The sequence below is a fragment of the Haloarcula sp. Atlit-7R genome, assembly GCF_003666065.1.
GTDB lineage: Archaea > Halobacteriota > Halobacteria > Halobacteriales > Haloarculaceae > Haloarcula > Haloarcula taiwanensis.
The window spans coordinates 18,435-37,211 of sequence record NZ_QXIK01000002.1 but is presented as its reverse complement, the minus strand read 5'-3'; the positions used below and the strand labels follow the sequence as shown (position 1 = coordinate 37,211).

The window sequence follows — 18,777 nt, the reverse complement described above, 5'->3', positions numbered from 1 at the left end:
AACATGTAGTGGAACCGCGGCCAAATAAACAACGTGCTTTACCGGGACGACAACTGACCGGTGCACCCGAACGGATTTCTCACCGGTACAACGACACGTACAGCATCGCGAACCCGATGATGAACGGGATCGTCTCTGCCATCTGGAAGAACACGCGAACGATGGCACCGGTCTCGCCGGCGCTCAGTTGTGTGATAACGCTAGAGATGGCGACACCCATACTGATGAACGCAAACCCGACAAACGCGTACTGGAGGCGTTCCGACGGCCGCTTCCGGTAGGCCTGGAAGCTAATCAGCGTGATACCGAGTGTCAGCCCGAACACCACCATCCGCATCAGGATGAGCGCGCTACGTGCGATGGTCACGCCGGTCGTCATGTGGTCACCCGTCCACTGGTCGACACGCTCATTCCGGGTTCAGCTCGTCCCAGAGCTGACTAAACCGGTCCGGGAGGTTCTCTTCCCGATAGATGCGTACTTTATACTCCTCGTCTTCGAGCGAGATGACCGTCGACTCGAAGTTGGACTCGTACACCTTGTAGTGATTCCCGTCCTCGGCGACGAGCGTCCGGTCGGTGACGAGGTCGTACTCGTCGAGCAGTTCGATACGTCGATACACCGTTGGCAATGAGAGGTCACACTCCTCCGCGAGTTCCTTCGCCGACTGCGGTTCTCGGCTGATCGCGGCGAGTACACGGCGTGCGTGCTGGTCGCCGATCGTATCGAGAATCTCCTCGATGCTCTGTTCCTCAGCCACTACACCAAGATTCGCGTCATATTATATAAGCGTTTTCGAGCACTGTGGTGATTTCACGCTCAGAAAACACTGCCCCGTTTATATTATGATAGCCCCTATAGCACTCACTGCGGATTGCGTTCAGGTGAGACGATGTCCGGAGACAACCTCCGTCGCGTGACGACGGGCAAGATGCAGGGCCAGAGCGCCGATGAGCGAGTGACCCCTCTCGGCGATACAGAGCGCCCGGAATCGCATGACCCACCCAGTCGTGACGCCATCACGGAGTCGTTGTTGGACCCGGTCATTGACGATGTCGTCAACGGCGAAACCGCGGTTGATGACGGAATCGTCACACAGAGTCTGGAAGAGATTCTACTGGCGATGATCGCAGTCGCCGATGGTGGCACCCACGGGACCGGACTGATGGAGGAACTGGACGCCCAGTTCGGTGCCGAACTGAGTCCGGGGACAGTGTACCCCCGGCTGCACGAGTTAGAAGCGGATGGCACGCTCCAGATGCACGAACTCGTCCAGACGAAACAGTACGGAATCGCGGACGATGCGGCTGCGAAAGAGCAGATCGCGACGTCTGCGTACCAACATCTCGCGCTCGGGCTGTTCCTCCATGCGGCGCTTGATTCGCTGTAACCACCACAGGCCGGTCAGTCCGCCGACACACGACCCCCCAATTGTCGGTCCTGAACCGGTCGGCCCGCCGGCACACGACCCCCCCAACCGTCGGCTGGCCACGCAAAGACTCCCCATTTCCTTCTACACTGTAGCGCAGTTCCGACTGTCTGTACCGGTGCTGTCCCGACAAGCGACGGCGTGAGGTGCGACTCGACAGAGAGCAAACTGCCGGTTTTGCCGGTCGCTACTGCCGCTGCTGGATGAAGGTGGAAGACCGAAAAACGGAGTATCCTTACCGTACCGGTGTCCAGCCACACACCGAGCACTGTGCCGCTGTCGACTCGTGAAGACCGCCGCAATCAGGGCACTGCTTCTTGTTATAGCTCTCTTCCCAACCACTCTGGTCCACGTCGTGGCCACGCTGGGAGAGGAACTCGTCGAACATATCGTCACTACTCGGTGCGGACGCCATACATGATATGGTATAACACATCAGTATATAGGTTTAATGGTATTGTGAACTATTGTCACAATTAGCTGCGCGCCACACAGCATGCACTGGTCGGTCACAGCGAGCCGTGTCACTCAAGAGCCGTCCAAACGGCAGACAGCAGATAGGCAGTCGTTCAGACGATGTACTGGATTCGGGTGGGCCGCGAACTCACACGTTAGCTGTCGGTCCCGGCCGGGTGGGTGTAATCAACAGTGAAACGAGTGCTTGCGATAAGCGCGTTCGCGATGGTCTCTGACGCTTCTTCCTGTTCGGTTCCGCCCTCGATAGAGAGTTCCTCACCGAGTGCGTACACCTGAAACCGGTGTTCGTAGGGCTGTCCGGCCGGCGGGCACGGCGGTTCATATCCCGGCTCGTTTGGGGGCTGTGTTCCCTGTCGAGCGCCGCCGAGCGTATCGAGGGTCGGCTCGCGCGGGAGCCCGGCCGGAATCCGCTCGGTCTCGGGTGGGACGTTCCACAGCGTCCAGAACACTGGCTGGCTGAACACGCCGCCGTCGTACTCAGCCGTGACCGCCAGCGCCGCCGTCGGCTCCGGGACACGCTCTATGACAAATGGAGGCGAAACGCCCTCGCCGTCACAGGTGAATCGGGGCGGAAGCGTGTCCCCGGAACTGAACGCGGGGCTCGACACTTCGAAGGCCGGTGTTGTGTCGTCCGACTGCTCGGTACAGCCTGCGCTCCAGACCAGTGCAGACGCCCCGAGCGTCTGGACGAAGCGGCGACGGCGCATACCAGAGTGAGAGTGGCAGGTAGTAATCTGCCTTGTGATACCCCGCTACGTCCCACGTCGAATCCGGGGACAGAACACCACTGGTCCCTGTCAGGGCGAACATGTTCTCCCCCGTCGCCAGCGACTGGGAACGTCTTACCCCCTTCTTATTTTGGGGTACTGGAGTTCCAACCACATGGAGCTCAAACGCAAAACAATCGCGAAGGTAATCGCCGCCGCGTTCGTCTTCAACCTCGTCGTCATGGGGGCCGGCGCGTGGATCGCGTACCAGGAAGCGCCGCCAATCCCTGAGGAAGTCGTCGGACCCGACGGCGAGACCGTTCTCACGGGTGCGGACATCCGGGAGGGCAAGAAGACGTTCCAGAAGAACGGACTGATGAACCACGGGTCGATTCTCGGGAACGGCGCGTACTACGGCGCGGACTACACCGCCGACGCGCTGGAGTTGAAAACCCAGCACATGCGGACCTATTACGCCGAGGAACGCTACGGGACCGAGTACGACTCGCTGTCGACGGCTGAACAGGCTGCCGTCGACGATGACGTCAAACAGGACCTCAGCGGGGAGTACGACGGCGGGAACATCGAGTACTCCGCCGCAGAACTGTACGCCCACCAGCAGGTCCGTCAGGAGTACGTCGAGCGGTATCACGAGGGGAGCCACGAGCGGGGCGTCCCCGAGGAGATGATTGACTCCGAGGCCGACGCCCGGCAGTTCGCCGACTTCGCCATGTGGACGGCGTGGTTCTCACACACCGACCGTCCGGGCGGCGAACACTCCTACACGAACGACTGGCCGTACGAGCCCGCCGCCGGGAACGATGCGACCGGCGCGGCGATGACTTGGAGCGTCATCGCGATGGTCCTCCTCGTCGGTGCTGCCGGTGGCGGAATCTGGCTCTACAACGCCGTCAGCCTCCCTGAGCCGTCCGCCGGAGACCTCTCGGTGCCCGAGCCGGGCGACGTGAGCATTTTCCCCAGCCAGCGGGCCGCCCTGCGGTTCATCCCGGTCGCCGCCGGGCTGTTCCTCGCGCAGGTGTTACTCGGTGGGTTGCTTGCGCACTTCTACATCGAACGGGCCGGCTTCTTCGGCATCGAGGAAATCTTCGGCGTCCACATCCTCCAGCTACTGCCCTTCGCTATGGCGAAGACATGGCACATAGACCTGGGCATCCTCTGGATAGCCGCGACCTGGCTCGGCGCGGGCCTGTTCCTCCCGCCGCTGCTGACCGGCCACGAACCCAAACGCCAGTCGACCTACATCGACGCGTTGCTCGTCGCGATTGTCGTCGTCACCGTCGGCGGCCTCGGCGGCATCTGGCTCGGCTCGCACGGTTACTTCGGCGACCTCTGGTGGCTCGTCGGCAACGAAGGGCTAGAGTACCTCGAAGTCGGGAAGGTCTGGCAGGTCGGGCTGCTCGTCGGCTTCGGTCTGTGGGCCGTCCTCTCGATTCGCGGTCTGAAGCCGCTGCTGGACCGCGAGCCAGTGTTCGGCCTCGCACATATGATCCTGTACGCTGGCGGCTCCATCGCACTGCTGTTTACCGCCGGGTTCTTCTTCACTCCGGAGACCAACATCGCCGTCACGGAGTTCTGGCGCTGGTGGGTCGTCCACATGTGGGTCGAAGGAGCCTTCGAGTTCTTCATCGTCGCCATCATCGGGCTGACGCTGGTGTCGATGAACCTGCTCAGCCGCCGTAGCGCCGAGAAGGCAGTCATGCTTCAGGCCTTGCTGGTGATGAGTACGGGCGTCATCGGCGTCTCCCACCACTACTGGTGGGTCGGCATGCCCGACATGTGGGTCCCCATCGGGAGCGTGTTCTCGACACTTGAACTGCTCCCGCTCGTGTTCATCCTCTACGAGGCGCTGGGCCAGTACCGGGCGATGTCCGAGACCGGCGGGTTCCCCTACAAGCTCCCGTTCATGTTCATCATCGCCAGCGGGATCTGGAACTTCGTCGGGGCCGGCGTGCTCGGCTTCTTCATCAACCTCCCGCTCATCAACTACTACGAGCACGGCACCTACCTCACCGTCGGCCACGCCCACGCTGCGATGTTCGGAGCCTTCGGCTTCCTCGCACTGGGGATGGTCACCTACATGCTCCAGCTCGCCATCAAACCCGGTCGCTGGGACGGGTCCTGGCTCCGGGCGGCGTTCTGGTGCTGGAACGTCGGTCTGGCGCTGATGGTGTTCGTCTCTGTTCTGCCCGTTGGCTTCCTCCAGCTGGAGGCGGCGTTCACCGGCAGCTATGCCTCAGCCCGGAGCGTAGCGTTCTACAACCAGCCGCTCGTCCAGACGCTGTTCTGGGCGCGACTCCCCGGTGACACGCTCATCATCCTCGGGACGGCCATCTACGCGGCCGACCTGATCCGCAAGCGGTTCGTCCTCCGGGCGTCCGAGGACGACCCCACGGTCGAGGACATGGCTGTCGCGGAGGGTGTCATGAGCGACGACTAACGACGGCGTTTCAGGCAGAGCGCGTTCGGACTCCGATCAGACGCTCCCGAGTTCGTTGGTCCAGAGGTGTTCGATGTCGGCTTCGAGGTCGGCGGTATCGAGCGTCTCGACCCCGGACAGGTATTCACGGGCGTCAGTGAGGTGCTGCTGGACGGCGGCCACGTCATCAACCGACTTCGCGGCATAGAGCGACACCCGCGCCCGGTTGATCTCCAGTCGCTCCCCGAGCGCCTGCGTTACCGGGATGTCGTGCTCGTCGCCGAGCTGTGCCATTCGGTCTAGCACGCTTGTCGGGACTTCCAGTTGGGCCGCAATGTCCCGCGACGGCAGGTCGACCGTCACGTCGGTCGTCTCACACTTACTCTCCCCCCACGGCGCGATAACGTACTCCTGTCCCTCTGTGGACATATAACACGAGACACCCCGGGCACGCATATTTACTCGCAGGCTAACAGATAGAATGAAGCGGATACCAGTCGTCTCGTCTGCGTTAGTCGCCGGCTTCGGCGGCCGCTGGCTGGGGAATCGTCACGTCTGTGAGCCCCGCCTCAATTTCCTCGCGTCGGTCCTCGAACTTCCCGGGCAGCACCAGCCGGCCACCAAGGTCGTCGAGTGGTTCGTCGCTGTCGTAGCCGGGGTCGCTGGTGGCGAGTTCGATCAGGATGCCGCCGAACTCACGGAAGTACACCGACCGGAACCAGTGGCGGTCTATCTGCGACGTGGGGCGCAGCCCCGCCCCGCGGGCGGCCTCGCGCATCGACTGCTGGTCCTCGTCGGTCGGCGTCTGGAAGGCGACGTGGTGGACCGTGCCGTGGCCCTGCCGGCCGCCCTCGATAGTCGGCAACACGTCGACGTACGTCCCAACGGCCCCCGGCGCGGCGAATCGAGTCCGTTCGTCGCCGGGCGTGTCGCCCTGTGCCTGCTCGGTACCGACTTCTTCGAGGCCCATCGTCCGGAGCAGCTCCTCCGTAGGTTCGGGGTCAGCCAGCCACAGCGTCACAGAGTGGAAACCACGGATGGCGGCGTCTTCGGGGACGAACGCCGTCCACGGCTCGGTCGGGTCGTCGTCAGGAATCTCGACTTCGACCAGTTCGACCGGCAGTCCGTCCGGATCGCGGAACGGGAGGACAGTCTCACCGAACCGCTCGACGCGGTCGTCGTAGTCGACACCGTACTCCTCGAAGCGGTCCTCCCAGTAGTCGAGGCTGCCCTCCGGCACGCGGAACGCTGTGCGTGAGACCTGTCCGGAGCCGACTTTGCCCTGTGCGTGGTTTTCCCACGGAAAGAAGGTCATGCTCGTCCCTGGGTTCCCTTCGGCGTCGGCAAAGAAGAAGTGGTACGTACTGGGATCGTCCTGATTGATCGAGCGCTTGACGAGCCGGAGACCGAGTGTTTCGACCCAGAAGTTCATGTTTTGCTGTGGGTCGCTCGCGATACACGTGACGTGGTGGATACCCGGTGTCGGGGTGACGTTAGTCATTGGTGTCGATACGTGCCGAAACTACTTCAATGACTGCTGACGCGAGTGCTACCGGGTTACTGTCGGTAGAGACCGTTGGGACTGACGAGTTATGCGACGGACAGCAATTATATATGACGCTGGTGGGACATTCGCGTATGGCAGACGCGGATCGGACAGCGATTCTCGGCGGGACCTTCACACCAATTCACAACGGCCACCGGGCGCTCCTGCATAAGGCGTTTCAGACCGCAAGTCACGACGGGAGCGGCGATGGTCACGTCATCGTTGGTCTGACCAGCCCTGAACTGGCCACAGAGACGCGTAGTGACCCGACACACGTCGAACAGTTGGGTGCGTACGATGACCGTCGAAGCGCGCTCGCGTCCGAGCTGGACCAGTTGGGTGAGCCGTATACCGCCACGTATGAGATTGTCCGGTTAGACGACACGCAGGGACCGGCCGCGACGCGGGCGGACGTGGATGCGCTCGTCGCCTCACCGGAGGCGAAGGCACAGCGCCGCGCCTACGAACTCAACCAACAGCGACGAGACGCGGGGCTCCACCCGCTGGAAATCCACACGCCGCCGTTCGTCGTCGCCGAAGACGGCACGCGGATCAGCAGCACCCGGATCCGGAACGGCGAAATCGACGTGCACGGCCGCCTGCTCGCCTCGGAATGACAGCGGCCGGGTAGAAGTCCGTCCCCGGACCCGGACTATCACTCCACGGTATCCGCACCGTCCGTGTCCAGCCGTTCGGCAGCCCCGTCGACGGTCAGCGGCACGTTCTCTGTTCGCCCCTCGAACAGTCTGACGACCTGTGGCGGACGCAGGTCACAGTCCCGAAGTAACTCTGTGTCGGTCAGGAGACGGCGGGTTGGCCCCCGCGCAGCAACCGCGCCGGTGTCGTCGAGCAGCAGCACTCGGTCCGCGACGTGCGGGACGAGTTCGGTGTCCGGCGTCGAGACGACGAGCGTGACGCCATCGGCCGCGAGTTCGTCGAGCAGGTCGAGAATCGTTCTCCGGTTCGCGGCGTCGACGTTGCTCACCGGCTCATCAAGCAACAGCACGTCCGGCTCGACGGTGAGCGCGCTTGCAAGAGCGGCGCGGCGCTGTTCACCCCCGCTAAGTCGGAACGGCGGCTTCGACAGGAGGCCATCGAGGGCAAGCCGGTCCGCGACTCGCTGGACGCGGCGGTCGACTTCCGCACGGTCGCAGTCGAGCTGTGCCGGCCCGTAGGCGAGGTCCTCCTGAACGGTCGGATTGAACAGGTAATCGGCAGGATTCTGCGTGAGGACACTGAGGCGACTGCGGACGGTGTCTGCGTCGGTCGTCTCCCCGAAGTACCGCACCTGCCCGCCGTCAGGGTCGACCAGACCGCCCAGCAGTTCCAGCAGCGTCGACTTGCCAGCCCCGTTCGGACCGAGCAGTGCCACACGCTCGCCGCGCTCGATGGATGCGTCGACGCCGTCGACGGCCAGCGTTCCGTCAGGGTAGGCGTAGCAGAGGTCGGTGGCTTCGATAGCAGTCACGCGACAACCACCACCGCGACAGCGAGTGCAACGATCAAACCGAAGGTGAGGTCGGCCCGCCCGAGCGGTTTCCGGGGCTGTGCCGGCGTCGGGCCAGTGCCGCCGCGGGCGCGGGCGGCCCGCTGGACCCGCTCGCCGCGTTCCAGGCTCCGGACGAGAAACGAGCCCACGAAGTGCCCCGAATCGCGCCAGTTCCGGCGGAGGCTCGGCTCGGCGATGGTTCGGCTCCGTCGAGCCCGAACCATGCGTTCGAGTTCGGCAAAAAAGAGGAGGAGATAGCGATACGTGATTCCGAGCAGCGAAACGACGATCGTCGGGACCCGAAGCCGGCGAAACGCCGCCAGCAGGTCGGCGAAGCGAGTCGTCAACAGTAGCACGGACAGAAAGCCGACACACGCAGTTACGCGGACGGCGAACGTGAGCACATAGTCGATGCCAGCGGCCGAGAGGGGAAGCGACCCCAGCGAGGGGCCATGCATCAAGAACGCTTGCGGGGCGACGACAACGAACGCGAACGCCGGTGGACCGGTCAGACGACCCAGAAAAGTACGGATAGGTACCCGAGAAATGGCCGCAAGTGCTGTCGCGAGGAGCGCGAGCGCGCTGACGACTGCCAGCGCCTGCTGTGTCACGGTAAGCGCGACGAGCGTCGCAATACCGACGAGCTTGACCGTCGGCGTAACGGCCTGGAGGAACCCGTCTCGATCCGGCAGGTCCTCAGCAAGCAGGAACCACTGGGCGCTGGCCGCAATCGCTGTGACCGTCCGGTCGAGCAGGTCCCTGCCGGACATGCGCTATTGCCGTCCGTCGACGTCCGTTCCGAGTACGCGTCCGATAGCGGCACCGAGGAGGAGCGTCAGCGCGGTCCCGACGACAGCCGATACGAACGTCCCAGTCGCGCCGCCGAGGCCGGGGACGCCGTAGTCCGGAAACAGCGCCGTCCCGACGGCGGTGGCGTGTTCTGTCGCGCCGGTCGCCTCGGCGGCATTTTCCAGCGGTTCGGCGTAGCCAACCTGGCCAGCCGCCCACCCAAACACCGGCGCGAGCAGGGTCAGGACCAGTAGCGCGGCGAGCGCACGGGGTAGCCAGTCGGGGTAGTCCGGTACCATCACGCGCTCACCTCCGGTGCGGCGTTGGGCCGGAGGTCAGGGCGAGCGCGAGCGAGGTACCGGTACACCGAGGCGGTGATGGCACCCTCAATCAGCCCCAGCACGAGATGCCCGACGCCCATTATCGACAGTGTCGTTAACAACTGGTACTGGAACGCCGAGGAGAGACCGAGCTGGAGCGCGGCGGTCAGCGCGCCGGCCGTAATTCCCAGCCACCCCGCGACGAAGGCAGCGCGGAATTCACCGTACGGAACGAGCAGGCGATAGATGGCATAGCCGACGTACACCTCGACGATAGCCATGTTGAACACGTTCGCGCCGAGCACCACGATGCCGCCGTCGCCGAAGACGAGCGCCTGAATCGTGACGACAGTCGCGACACAGAGTGCGCCCAGATGCGGACCGAGGAGAATCGCCGCGAACGCGCCCCCGACAAAGTGAGCGCTGGTACCGCCCGGAATCGGCCAGTCGAGCATCTGTGCGGCGAAAATGCTCGCCGCGACGACGCCGAGCAACGGTGCACGAGTGTCAGATATCTCACCGTTGACGCGCTTTGCAGCGACGCTCAGAACGACGACCGCAAGCGCACCGAACAGCAGTGCAAGCGGCAAATCGATATATCCGTCGGGAATGTGCATACTACTCACGTCTGGTCCCGGCGACGTAATAATACTTTTTCATCGAGCAGTATTACTGCCGGCGGGTGAGTATTACCGAAGCCCGGATACCCATATGCGGGCCCGTCCCTATCGGCACACATGAGTGAGGATCTCGACCGGATCAGCCTGACACTTCCATCGTCGATGGTCGAACGACTCGACGGCATCGTCGACGAGTGGGAATACGCGAGCCGGTCGGAGGCGATACGCGACTCGCTACGTGACTTCTTTGCGACCTACGAATGGGAATCCGGTGATGAACAACACCACCACGGAACCATTGTCATCGTCCACGACCACCACGTCTCGGGCATCGCTGACGAACTCCAGACCGTCCAACACGAGATGGCCGACATCATCACCTCCGTGCAGCACATCCATCTCTCCCACGACACCTGTATGGAAACGCTAGTCGTCGAGGGCGCGGGCGACACAATCACGGAGTTAGCCAACCGACTCCGGGCGATTGGCGGCGTCCAGCAGGTCAAGGTCGTGGTTGTTGATGAGTGAGCAGCGAACCGCGAGCGAGAGCGGTCCCGGAGCGATAGCGCCATTCAGTTCAGCAGAGAGCTCTCTTATACGCGACTTCGAGACAACAGAGATGGGCCCTGCCGGGGAGTATCCAGAGAATGCTGGGCCGTCAGCTAGCTTTCTATAGCACTTTTACGCTCTTAGCGAAGAGTTTAGAGATCTGTTGTGGTGACAGATGGTGTCAATATCCGGGTGGTTTCTGAGATACTATGGTGGATTCGACTGCGTGTTGACGAATGAGGGGTCACCACGTTCGAGTGCTGTGCGCCAGCATTTCAAGACGGCTCGCGTGACGACTTCGACCTGTTCGACTTCGACACACGAGGGAACCCTCGCATCTGCATCCGGTGGTTCGTGGAAATGCTTCTCTTGTGCGTTCGGTTCTGGGTGGCGGTCGAAACGGAAGTCAACGCCGTCTGGCTCGGTGTAGTGGAAGTTGTAGCAGTCCCGTTCGGTCCAGACGATATCAAACCGGCCGGATGGACTGGATCCGAATCCCTCACAGACCGTGATATTTAGTTCGGGCTGTGGATCGAGTCGGCCACTAAGATCGTGATGCGTGACGAGTGGTTCGTTTGTGAGGAAGATGTCGCGGATTCGTTGGAGTGCCTCGTAGTCGGTCGGCCCCGTATTGCCTGTAAGATACGACATCGCTCAGACGACCACTTTTTCGGCGTCGTAGAAGCTAATCGCTGCCTTGGCTAGATAGAGGTTCTTCTGAGCGGTTTGCCACGTCGTGTGGTCTTCCCATCCGCCGTGGTCGTCCGGGTCGAGTTGCTGGGCGAGCTCTGCGGGCGATTCAACGCCGTGTTTCGTTCTGATTTCGCTGACCGTCTGTTTCAGGTCCTGCAACGTCTCAACCAGTTCGTCCTCAGAGTACTCGTCCTGAAGTTTCAGCACCTGCCGATAAATATACATCTGGTCGTTGCGCTTGTACAGCGCACCCTGGCCACCGTCGATTTTCTCGACGAGTCCAATTTCCGCGAGTTCGGTGAGCTCATCGCGGACGACCGGCTCGCTCGCTCTCGCTTTGTCAGCGATTTCGGACGCTGGCGTGGCCTCCGTCGTTCTCGTGATGACGGACTTAATTCGCTCCCGCGTTGTCGTTTCGCTCTTCCAGTCAGTGACTACTGCCTCGTTGACATCGTCGTATTCTTCGATTGAATCGGGGTTCATGTATTCTCAGGGTCGCAATTTGTGGGATCCCCCACTTGCTTGTGCAAATATATTATTCCACTCGCAAATATATCTTATGTCGGATCCTATTATCAATGCCAGTCCACGACTGAGACAGAATCAAGTGCTGTGTTGAATAGCGCCTCCTAAGCCACGGTGAGGCGACACCGATTCTGAGATTGCTGGCACTAGCTCCTGACAAGCCGACTCAAATTTCTAATGTCCCAACCAGCACTGCTATTCAACACAGCAGAATCGAGAAAGATGGAATATTATAACTTACGTCAAATAGTCCGGGAATACCGATAAATGGCCTCTGTAGATGGTTTTCACTATTTTATCAGAGTGGGGTTGCAACCAGTGTCGCACAAGTCACCAATACGGACCGATTATTTATACAGAGTAGGTCAAATACGTAACTATGTCTGATCCAACCGACTCAACAGAGAGTTCGTATGTAAAACCGACCGATGAGTCGGACCCCGACCGAGTACTTCTGCGGACTGGGGTAGGGAGGGAATTAGCCGGTTCAGAAGCCTTTGGATCAGTCTGCGTGCTATCCACTGAACAAGCCCGCCGGATACTTTCTGGTGATAAAAAAGAGCTCATTCATACATTACACGAGCATGAGAAAGCCACTGAGGAGGAACTGTCCGAATTGCTTGACCGTCATATCGATGGGATTCGAATCGATTTGAAAGAACTAGCACGTGGTGACCTCGTTGATATTCAAGAGAAAGGCTCAGCCAGACAAGCGATGCTGAGTTACGATACAATCATTGTCGAGCCGCTTGTCGCTCCTAAGTCCATTAGCGAAGACACATCGTACTCAGTTCAGAATGAGCCTAAGTGAATACAGTTGTTTGATGTGCTCTGGTGAATCGCTGAGCTGCGTCGGTTTCGGCCGTCAGAGCTATCGAGATAATAGAGAAGCTGTCGATGATTGATGTCTAAGATTCCTTCACAACAAGTCCTTCAGTTAGCTAAAAGTACGGTTGGTGGGCGAGGCGAAGTCGCTGCCACAAAGCGGTAGTGGCGTTACACTGTCTGCGGTTTACCCCGAAAAGTCCTATCGAGACGCACTTGGTTTGCTGAGCAAGGTGCCACAAATACGGGTGGAAATTGGTCTTGAGCCGGCCCGGTTTCACCGGTCACTCCACGCTAGTCAAGTGGTTTTTGCCATCTACACCTATATCCGCTTGAAAACAAGTCTCAGTAGCTAAGCGTGGGAATCAACGTTTCCTACGCGTGGTATTGTGTTGCCGTGGCATACCTGCGTGCCACTTCTCTTTGAGGGCGATGAAACGGTAGGGTGGGGTAACGAAGACGATGAAACCCATCGAAACACATGGAGCCGACGAAACCGATGAAGGCCGTCGAAACCCGTCAAGTTACTTGTTCACATACTGAGCGTGTCATAGAATCGATCTCATAGCTTCTCACAGCCCGGTTCGTTTCTCCGCTCGTAGTTGGTGATTGCAACGACGAGCCGGAGACACAGCGCAAGGAACACCTCTGTTCGTGCGTGGACGCGGCCTCGGGCGCGAACGTGCCCGAGGCCGCAGTCCTTGACTGCGTCGTTGGTTCGTTCGACTCCTGTCCGGTTGTTGTACGTCTCGTCCAAGATAGATTGTTTCAGCTGGACGCCCTCGCTGTGTTCCCCGATTCGGTCTTCGACCCTGTACTCAATGTCTTTCGGGTCGTCAGTGTTTCGCGGATTGTATGGGGCAATTGGCACGACCCCTGCGGCCAGCAGGTGGTCGTGCCAATCGAGGATGTCGTAGGCGCTGTCTCCGAGCATCCACGGCGGTTCTTCGACGGCGAGCGCGTCACGCGTGACGCGCATCGCCGTCTCTTGGTCTGCTTGTTTGGTCTGCGTGAACTCCGCTGCTATCTGGATCTTTGCGCCGGTTGAAACGATCGTACAGCCGAAGCCGTAGTAGTACTCTTCGGCTGTTGGATCGTAGTTCTACGAAGCAGCGTCGTTGTACTGGATTGCTTCGATGTGCGTCGAATCGATGGAGTACGTCGAGTCGAGCAGGCCGCGGGCGGCGGCCTGCTCGACGAGCCTGTCGAAGACATCGCTGATGACGTGTTCGAGGTCGGTGAGAAATCGGTCAATCGTATCTCTAGATGGCGGTTTGTCGAGTCCGCAGTAATACCAGACGAGGCTGTGCTGGAGTTCTCGTGTAACTGGACGTGTGCCGTAGATATCCTCGTAGTAGCAGTGCAGAAAGCCACGAAAGAGATCCGGTAGCTGATGTACTCGTGTTCGCTCCCGGCGAGCGGGGGCGAACACGTCGTACTCCAATAGAAACCCGAACTCAAGATGTTCCAACAGCGGTACTGTCTCGGTAGCCGCGACATTCAAGAAGTCGTCTACTGAAGCTACGTTTTGCAGGGTTGCGCTTGTGTTGGACACACTTCGCGCACCCTGCTGCTTCGTACGTGACGCTTTCTATGACACGCTATCACATACTAGCAAAATGGAAAGGATAGTTATCGGGCAAATAGATGTCTTCGACATCGGATCAGATAGTTATCTGACAATCATCCCCCAGACAGGAAAAAACGTCTTGATTAAGGTGGGCGCGGCACGGTTACTCGGTGCTCATTATTCGGGGACTGGGTTATTATCAATATCAAGCTCGCCAGCGGCTTCTTTCTCGGCGAGGTGCTCCATCAGGTGCCATTCCATCTCCGACAACGCTTCGGCGGCGTCACTGTCGGTGTTAAGAGCGTACATCTGACTGTTGCCAACCTTGCGCGTTTTTTCAATAAGCCCCCAGGCACGAAGTTCGTCGATATACTTGTATACTGTGTCGCGCTTAATATCAGCGTAGTCAGCTATCTCAGTGATGTTGAAGTCTTTCTCGGGAGCATTGATTAGAGCAGCAAGTGTCTTCGTCTTCGGATGGTCACCTAATGCGCCAAATAACAGGTGTTCCTCGGTGACGGTTTCTTCATTTTCCGTGTCCGGTTCTCTGCTCTTGCCCATATACTATTTTTGCGTATTTATTATATAAATCTGCCCACAAAAGTAAACTCCTAAGCACTATTTTCGGGCTTTTACACCCCATTGTGTGGACATTACCGTCCACAAAACGGGACAGAATTATATACACAGGTGATTCTGAAGAAAAAATGAGAATAAGAGGCCCCTGCGGTATTTCGTCTGGCTTACGAAACTGCATCCATTGAACTGCCCCCAGACGTCCTAACAGAAATTTGATCCAGTAAATGGTTCGTCTGTATCGACCGTACCAATATAAATATGTCAACTTTTGAGTGTATCAACAGAGTCATTCTGTACTATTTATTCAGCACTCTGTAAAGCGCATAAATCACTCTGAGATTCAGTAATGGGTACTCAACGGATGATTGATTAAGCCAAACCAGAGAAGTAGTAGAACTGAGGGCCAATTGATGTCACTCTGTCGGTGAAAACCACAGGTAATCATCAGCCTGAATCATCCGATGAGCGCGAACCTCGATCCCCTTAACCCTACGACGGCAAAGAAAATGTATCTAGATGAGCGCAGTCATGAAGTAGCTGAGGCAACGCTCCAATCCCACGCCTACCGCCTGAAGCAGTTCGTACAGTGGTGCGAGCAGGATGGGATCGACAATATGAACGACCTTTCAGGTAGGGATATCCACCGGTTCCGAGTAAAGCGTCGGAACGAGGATGAGCTGGCGACGGCATCTATGAAATCACAGCTCGCGACACTACGACTCTTTCTCCGGTTCTGTGCAAGTATCGATGCTGTCGAACCAGGGCTTGACGAACGAATTATACTCCCGACGACAACAGCGAAGGACGCTCGCGAGGTACTGCTACCGAAGGACCAAGCAGATGAGATACTCGCGTATCTTGAACGATTCCAGTACGCAACGCTGGAACATGCACTAATTGGCGTCCTTTGGCATACAGGTTTACGGGTTGGGGCGGCAGTTGGGCTTGATAACCGGGATTATGACCCTGATGAGCAATATCTTAGATTAGTTCATCGACCAGATGAAGGAACGTCGTTAAAAAACAAAATAAAGAGCGAACGAATGGTGGCTCTGAGTAGCCCTATCTGTGATATACTAGATGACTGGCTCTCGATCAAGCACCCCGGGAAGGTTGATGAATTTGATCGGACGCCACTCTTTGCGACCAGCCGTGGACGTCTCAGTCGTAATCGTGCGCGCTCAATTGCTTATCAATTCACACGCCCATGCGTGTACGAAAACAAGTGCCCACACGACCGTGATATTGAAACATGCGAATATCGACCGACAGAGTACGCGTACGGATGCCCGTCAGCACTGAGTCCACATCCAATCCGTCGTGGCTCAATTACCTACCATCTACAGTCCGACACCCCGGAACGGGTTGTTAGCGATCGGATGGACGTTGGAAGGGATGTGTTAGACCGTCATTACGATCAAAGGACAGAGCGAGAAAAAGTCAACCAACGCCGACGATACATACCTGACAAATGATCGCTTAATTTTCAGCTATCCACTACCGATTGAGTCATGTCAGCTATTTATTCAGCAGCGATTCATCGTCGTACGAAGCTAGCAGTTGATACCACATTAGCGGACTTCCGGATTCTGCAACGGTAGTCAAATCGATACGTCTGAGAACTTCCTAAAGCACACCAAGACGAATCAAGAATCCGCTACACGCCCACTAAAATGTATGTCTAATACGCCCCCAATAGTTCAATTCTCTTCCGTACCAGCGTAGCGACAGGATATAGGGGCCCAGTAATGAAGATGTCAAGCACCAATTCCGTTCGCTGAGAACCGTCTCAGTTATTTATTCCAAGCATTCCGGACTGCTTCAGATCGGTCTTCTTTCCGCCTCCGTTTCGTCCGGGGATCGTAATGCTTTCGCAGAGTCTGGATCGAAACGTCAAACCGCTCGCTAGCGATACTTGGACGGAGACCACCACTGAGATGATGTACGATTGAACCACGACGGATAGCATGAGGATAATATGAGTACGTACAGACATTTGAGTCTGGATCACAGTTCTCATCACAGGCACCGTTATCTGAGTCATTACCCCACCGACAACTGGTCGCCTCATACACCCGGCGACGAAGTGTTGACCGTGTCGCGCGACCGTACTGCGTAGCGAAAAGTGGCTCACGGTCGAAATCATCGGTGACGGAGGGACGGCTGCAATCAATATAGTGTTCAATTGCCTCAACAGCAGAGGTACTAAGTGTGACGTTCCGCTCACCGTCGCCAGCTGCGTTCTCATTGTCATTCCCATTTTTTAGGCGAGTCCCCTTTTTCGGGCGATGACGAAGTCGAATTTCTCGATTCGTGGGATCAAAATCTCTCACATCCAATGAATGGGCACCACCAATACGTATGCCACTGTTCCAGAGAAGTTCAAGAAGAGCATGTTTGAAAGAACCACACCGTTGACGGTCAAGTTGTTCAAGAATTGATATTGCCTCATCTGCGGGAATCGCTTCATCACGAGCCCGTGGCGACAAGCCGAGCTCATCCTTATCTAAAATCGTATATACATCATCAGGACACTGGCCGCGCTTATTAAGCCAGCAGAGCCAGCCACGGACATTCGTGGTGTACGTGAGAATGGTGGCATCTGCGTCATACTCTCTTTGTAAATCATCAATATAAGCGTCAACGAGCTCTGTCGAAATACCAGCGGGCATCTTGATATCGCGATCCTCAGCGAATTTGATGAATGACGGAATCGTACGTCGGTATTGTGATCTTGTCGCGGGACTTCGGTCGTGCCTCCGTGAAAGGTAACGTTCATAGAGTTCGTGAAGTGTCGAAGGATTCGACGGCTCAGTCTGGTCACTGGTGAAATCAACACTGTCAGACAACTCGAGTAATTTTTCAATTGTGTCGGGATCCTCAATATCAGCCAGTAGATCTACGATATGGTCTGACATGGTTAGGACAGGATTTTGTAAATGGCGTATTGCCAGAGTTTAGCCGGCACAATGGCCTGTGGTTGATTCTCAGACGCGAGAGACGCACTCGCCTGCTTGACTGACCGTCGCAGTGTCGATGAGCTGGGCCGTCCGTCATATGTTGTGAGCAGTGGGCTTCGTTGATCGGAAATTGACCCTTCACGCTCGTATTCGAGATATATATTGAGGGCTTCTAGAGTCGTTGCTGAAAGAGGGCAGACACGTTTGGTGAGGAGACCAACTGAACGGACCACATAAGTCTCAGAAATGCCGACAAGAATCTGTCCATTGTCGATATTTAGGTCACTAAAATCGAGTTGTCGGACTTGCTCAGGACGGCTCTTTGTGTCTAGGAGAATTTCGACATAAACGTGCGTCCTTGTTCCGAACTGGTGTTGACGTAGGGTGGTAATAAAATCGTGAATCTGCGACGATAATCGCGAATTCGGTTCAGTCTCAGTGTCTCCGATGATGCTGTCACCGACATCCTGGAGACTAGAATCAGGGTGTTCACGTAGCGCCGATGCTATCTTTATTTTCAGAAGTTGTGGATCGCGTCTGTACTGGTACGCAAGAAAGTTCGAAATCGTTGAAACGTGGCCTCTTACCGTACTCTGAGAATAATTCGAATTAAGAAGATACGAACCCAGGAACTGGACAGCGATATTTTCTGGAGCAGTTGCCAACTCAATTTGATGTCTATCGATCCAGATACAGAATTCGGATAGGACTGATTTGTGTGAATAAAACGTACTATCAGGGACCTTCCCTGCAATACAATCAAGATATGTTCGTAGTGATGGGACCAGTCCCTCGGAAGCGCGCGCGAGCAATCGAGGGGAGTAGCTAGTCATTAGTTCCCACACCCCCATTTCACCGCCCAATACGTGTTTAAAGGCCTCCTGAGCCGTTTTAAATGCGTGATACAGCAGTCAGGTGCATCTGGGTGGAGTCTTGCCGAAAATCCAGTATTAGTACGCCCTGTTTTTTGACTCTGGTTCGGCGGGATCCCGTCAAACAGTAGCTGCGGTCGTTCTAAAGCGAACGGCAACGAAATATTAGCGACTCTATACTTTGAGAGAGCTTCAAATCTCTTCGAGAATTTATTACCATATCCCAAATATTCCAATAATATCATCATATCAAAGTTTTTAATAGTGTCCGGCCAGACAGTGTGCATAACGAGCCAGGTACCAATATGCTCTGTACAACGCCTTTGAACAATGTATGAGGTGAGTACGCATCGGTACTCACATCAGAAGTTGTAGAAATGACCTTACCAAGA

The 18,777-nt window shown here is 57.3% G+C and carries 20 protein-coding genes and 2 pseudogenes; 7 read left to right on the top strand and 15 right to left on the bottom strand.

Features of this window, described 5'->3' with window-relative positions; all coding sequences use genetic code 11:
* Positions 1 to 79 precede the first annotated feature (79 nt).
* Together D3D01_RS04140 and D3D01_RS04135 are read right to left on the bottom strand one after the other, a co-directional pair.
* Complete coding sequence (locus tag D3D01_RS04140) at positions 80 to 379, bottom strand: hypothetical protein (RefSeq protein ID WP_053967137.1); 300 nt, start codon at positions 377 to 379, stop codon at positions 80 to 82.
* Positions 380 to 407: 28 nt separating this feature from the next.
* Positions 408 to 758, bottom strand: a complete 351-nt coding sequence (locus tag D3D01_RS04135; RefSeq protein WP_004515333.1) for a helix-turn-helix domain-containing protein — start codon at positions 756 to 758, stop codon at positions 408 to 410.
* A gap of 132 nt (positions 759 to 890) precedes the next feature.
* Here D3D01_RS04135 and D3D01_RS04130 point away from each other — a divergent pair, with 132 nt between their 5' ends.
* Positions 891 to 1,388: a PadR family transcriptional regulator gene (locus tag D3D01_RS04130; RefSeq protein WP_101351079.1), complete on the top strand. Its 498-nt coding sequence runs from the start codon at positions 891 to 893 to the stop codon at positions 1,386 to 1,388.
* A gap of 274 nt (positions 1,389 to 1,662) precedes the next feature.
* Here D3D01_RS04130 and D3D01_RS04125 read toward each other — a convergent pair whose 3' ends face one another.
* Complete coding sequence (locus D3D01_RS04125) at positions 1,663 to 1,842, bottom strand: HVO_0416 family zinc finger protein (RefSeq protein ID WP_004515335.1); 180 nt, start codon at positions 1,840 to 1,842, stop codon at positions 1,663 to 1,665.
* A gap of 196 nt (positions 1,843 to 2,038) precedes the next feature.
* Positions 2,039 to 2,611: a YbhB/YbcL family Raf kinase inhibitor-like protein gene (locus D3D01_RS04120; protein WP_121511346.1), complete on the bottom strand. Its 573-nt coding sequence runs from the start codon at positions 2,609 to 2,611 to the stop codon at positions 2,039 to 2,041.
* Positions 2,612 to 2,786: 175 nt separating this feature from the next.
* On the opposite strand from D3D01_RS04120, the gene D3D01_RS04115 reads away from it, so the two are divergent.
* A complete protein-coding gene (locus D3D01_RS04115; protein WP_121511345.1) occupies positions 2,787 to 5,069 on the top strand; it encodes a nitric-oxide reductase large subunit in 2,283 nt (760 codons plus the stop codon).
* Positions 5,070 to 5,105: 36 nt separating this feature from the next.
* Here the strand turns inward: D3D01_RS04115 and D3D01_RS04110 are convergent, their stop codons facing one another.
* Positions 5,106 to 5,477 carry a hypothetical protein gene (locus D3D01_RS04110; RefSeq protein ID WP_121511344.1) on the bottom strand — a complete coding sequence of 124 codons (372 nt, stop codon included), beginning with the start codon at positions 5,475 to 5,477 and terminating at the stop codon, positions 5,106 to 5,108.
* An 82-nt stretch (positions 5,478 to 5,559) separates the two neighbouring features.
* A complete protein-coding gene (locus tag D3D01_RS04105; RefSeq protein ID WP_121511343.1) occupies positions 5,560 to 6,549 on the bottom strand; it encodes a VOC family protein in 990 nt (329 codons plus the stop codon).
* A 137-nt stretch (positions 6,550 to 6,686) separates the two neighbouring features.
* Here D3D01_RS04105 and D3D01_RS04100 point away from each other — a divergent pair, with 137 nt between their 5' ends.
* Positions 6,687 to 7,211 carry a phosphopantetheine adenylyltransferase gene (locus D3D01_RS04100; RefSeq protein ID WP_101351085.1) on the top strand — a complete coding sequence of 175 codons (525 nt, stop codon included), beginning with the start codon at positions 6,687 to 6,689 and terminating at the stop codon, positions 7,209 to 7,211.
* 38 nt (positions 7,212 to 7,249) lie between these two features.
* Here D3D01_RS04100 and D3D01_RS04095 read toward each other — a convergent pair whose 3' ends face one another.
* Genes D3D01_RS04095 through D3D01_RS04080 form a run of 4 tightly spaced genes read right to left on the bottom strand, consistent with a single transcriptional unit; the run spans position 7,250 to position 9,809 of the window.
* A complete protein-coding gene (locus tag D3D01_RS04095; protein WP_121511342.1) occupies positions 7,250 to 8,062 on the bottom strand; it encodes an energy-coupling factor ABC transporter ATP-binding protein in 813 nt (270 codons plus the stop codon).
* Positions 8,059 to 8,853 carry a cobalt ECF transporter T component CbiQ gene (gene cbiQ, locus D3D01_RS04090; protein WP_121511341.1) on the bottom strand — a complete coding sequence of 265 codons (795 nt, stop codon included), beginning with the start codon at positions 8,851 to 8,853 and terminating at the stop codon, positions 8,059 to 8,061. Before cbiQ ends, D3D01_RS04095 begins: the two co-directional genes overlap by 4 nt.
* A gap of 3 nt (positions 8,854 to 8,856) precedes the next feature.
* Positions 8,857 to 9,171, bottom strand: a complete 315-nt coding sequence (locus D3D01_RS04085) for a PDGLE domain-containing protein (protein WP_101351088.1) — start codon at positions 9,169 to 9,171, stop codon at positions 8,857 to 8,859.
* Positions 9,171 to 9,809 carry an energy-coupling factor ABC transporter permease gene (locus D3D01_RS04080; protein ID WP_121511340.1) on the bottom strand — a complete coding sequence of 213 codons (639 nt, stop codon included), beginning with the start codon at positions 9,807 to 9,809 and terminating at the stop codon, positions 9,171 to 9,173. Before D3D01_RS04080 ends, D3D01_RS04085 begins: the two co-directional genes overlap by 1 nt.
* 120 nt (positions 9,810 to 9,929) lie before the next feature.
* Between D3D01_RS04080 and nikR the strand changes: the two genes are divergently transcribed.
* Positions 9,930 to 10,340 (top strand): nickel-responsive transcriptional regulator NikR, encoded by a 411-nt coding sequence (nikR, locus tag D3D01_RS04075; RefSeq protein WP_101351090.1) that lies wholly within the window; start codon positions 9,930 to 9,932, stop codon positions 10,338 to 10,340.
* A gap of 228 nt (positions 10,341 to 10,568) precedes the next feature.
* Here nikR and D3D01_RS04070 read toward each other — a convergent pair whose 3' ends face one another.
* A complete protein-coding gene (locus D3D01_RS04070) occupies positions 10,569 to 11,012 on the bottom strand; it encodes a hypothetical protein (RefSeq protein WP_121511339.1) in 444 nt (147 codons plus the stop codon).
* 3 nt (positions 11,013 to 11,015) lie between these two features.
* Positions 11,016 to 11,537: an ArsR family transcriptional regulator gene (locus D3D01_RS04065; protein WP_121511338.1), complete on the bottom strand. Its 522-nt coding sequence runs from the start codon at positions 11,535 to 11,537 to the stop codon at positions 11,016 to 11,018.
* Positions 11,538 to 11,958: 421 nt separating this feature from the next.
* On the opposite strand from D3D01_RS04065, the gene D3D01_RS04060 reads away from it, so the two are divergent.
* Together D3D01_RS04060 and D3D01_RS24465 are read left to right on the top strand one after the other, a co-directional pair.
* The gene (locus D3D01_RS04060) at positions 11,959 to 12,390 is read left to right on the top strand and encodes a hypothetical protein (protein ID WP_121511337.1); all 432 of its coding nucleotides are present in this window, start codon (positions 11,959 to 11,961) and stop codon (positions 12,388 to 12,390) included.
* A gap of 93 nt (positions 12,391 to 12,483) precedes the next feature.
* Positions 12,484 to 12,713, top strand: a pseudogene (locus D3D01_RS24465) (IS5/IS1182 family transposase); the annotation flags it as partial.
* Between the two features lie 253 nt (positions 12,714 to 12,966).
* Here the strand turns inward: D3D01_RS24465 and D3D01_RS04055 are convergent.
* Positions 12,967 to 13,959, bottom strand: a pseudogene (locus D3D01_RS04055) (transposase).
* A gap of 192 nt (positions 13,960 to 14,151) precedes the next feature.
* Positions 14,152 to 14,535 carry a winged helix-turn-helix domain-containing protein gene (locus tag D3D01_RS04050; protein WP_121511336.1) on the bottom strand — a complete coding sequence of 128 codons (384 nt, stop codon included), beginning with the start codon at positions 14,533 to 14,535 and terminating at the stop codon, positions 14,152 to 14,154.
* A 479-nt stretch (positions 14,536 to 15,014) separates the two neighbouring features.
* Between D3D01_RS04050 and D3D01_RS04045 the strand changes: the two genes are divergently transcribed.
* Positions 15,015 to 16,028, top strand: a complete 1,014-nt coding sequence (locus D3D01_RS04045) for a tyrosine-type recombinase/integrase (RefSeq protein ID WP_121511335.1) — start codon at positions 15,015 to 15,017, stop codon at positions 16,026 to 16,028.
* A 318-nt stretch (positions 16,029 to 16,346) separates the two neighbouring features.
* On the opposite strand, the gene D3D01_RS04040 is transcribed toward D3D01_RS04045, so the two are convergent.
* Positions 16,347 to 17,471, bottom strand: coding sequence for a site-specific integrase (locus D3D01_RS04040; RefSeq protein WP_121511334.1), 1,125 nt, complete (start codon positions 17,469 to 17,471; stop codon positions 16,347 to 16,349).
* Positions 17,472 to 18,777: the final 1,306 nt, after the last annotated feature.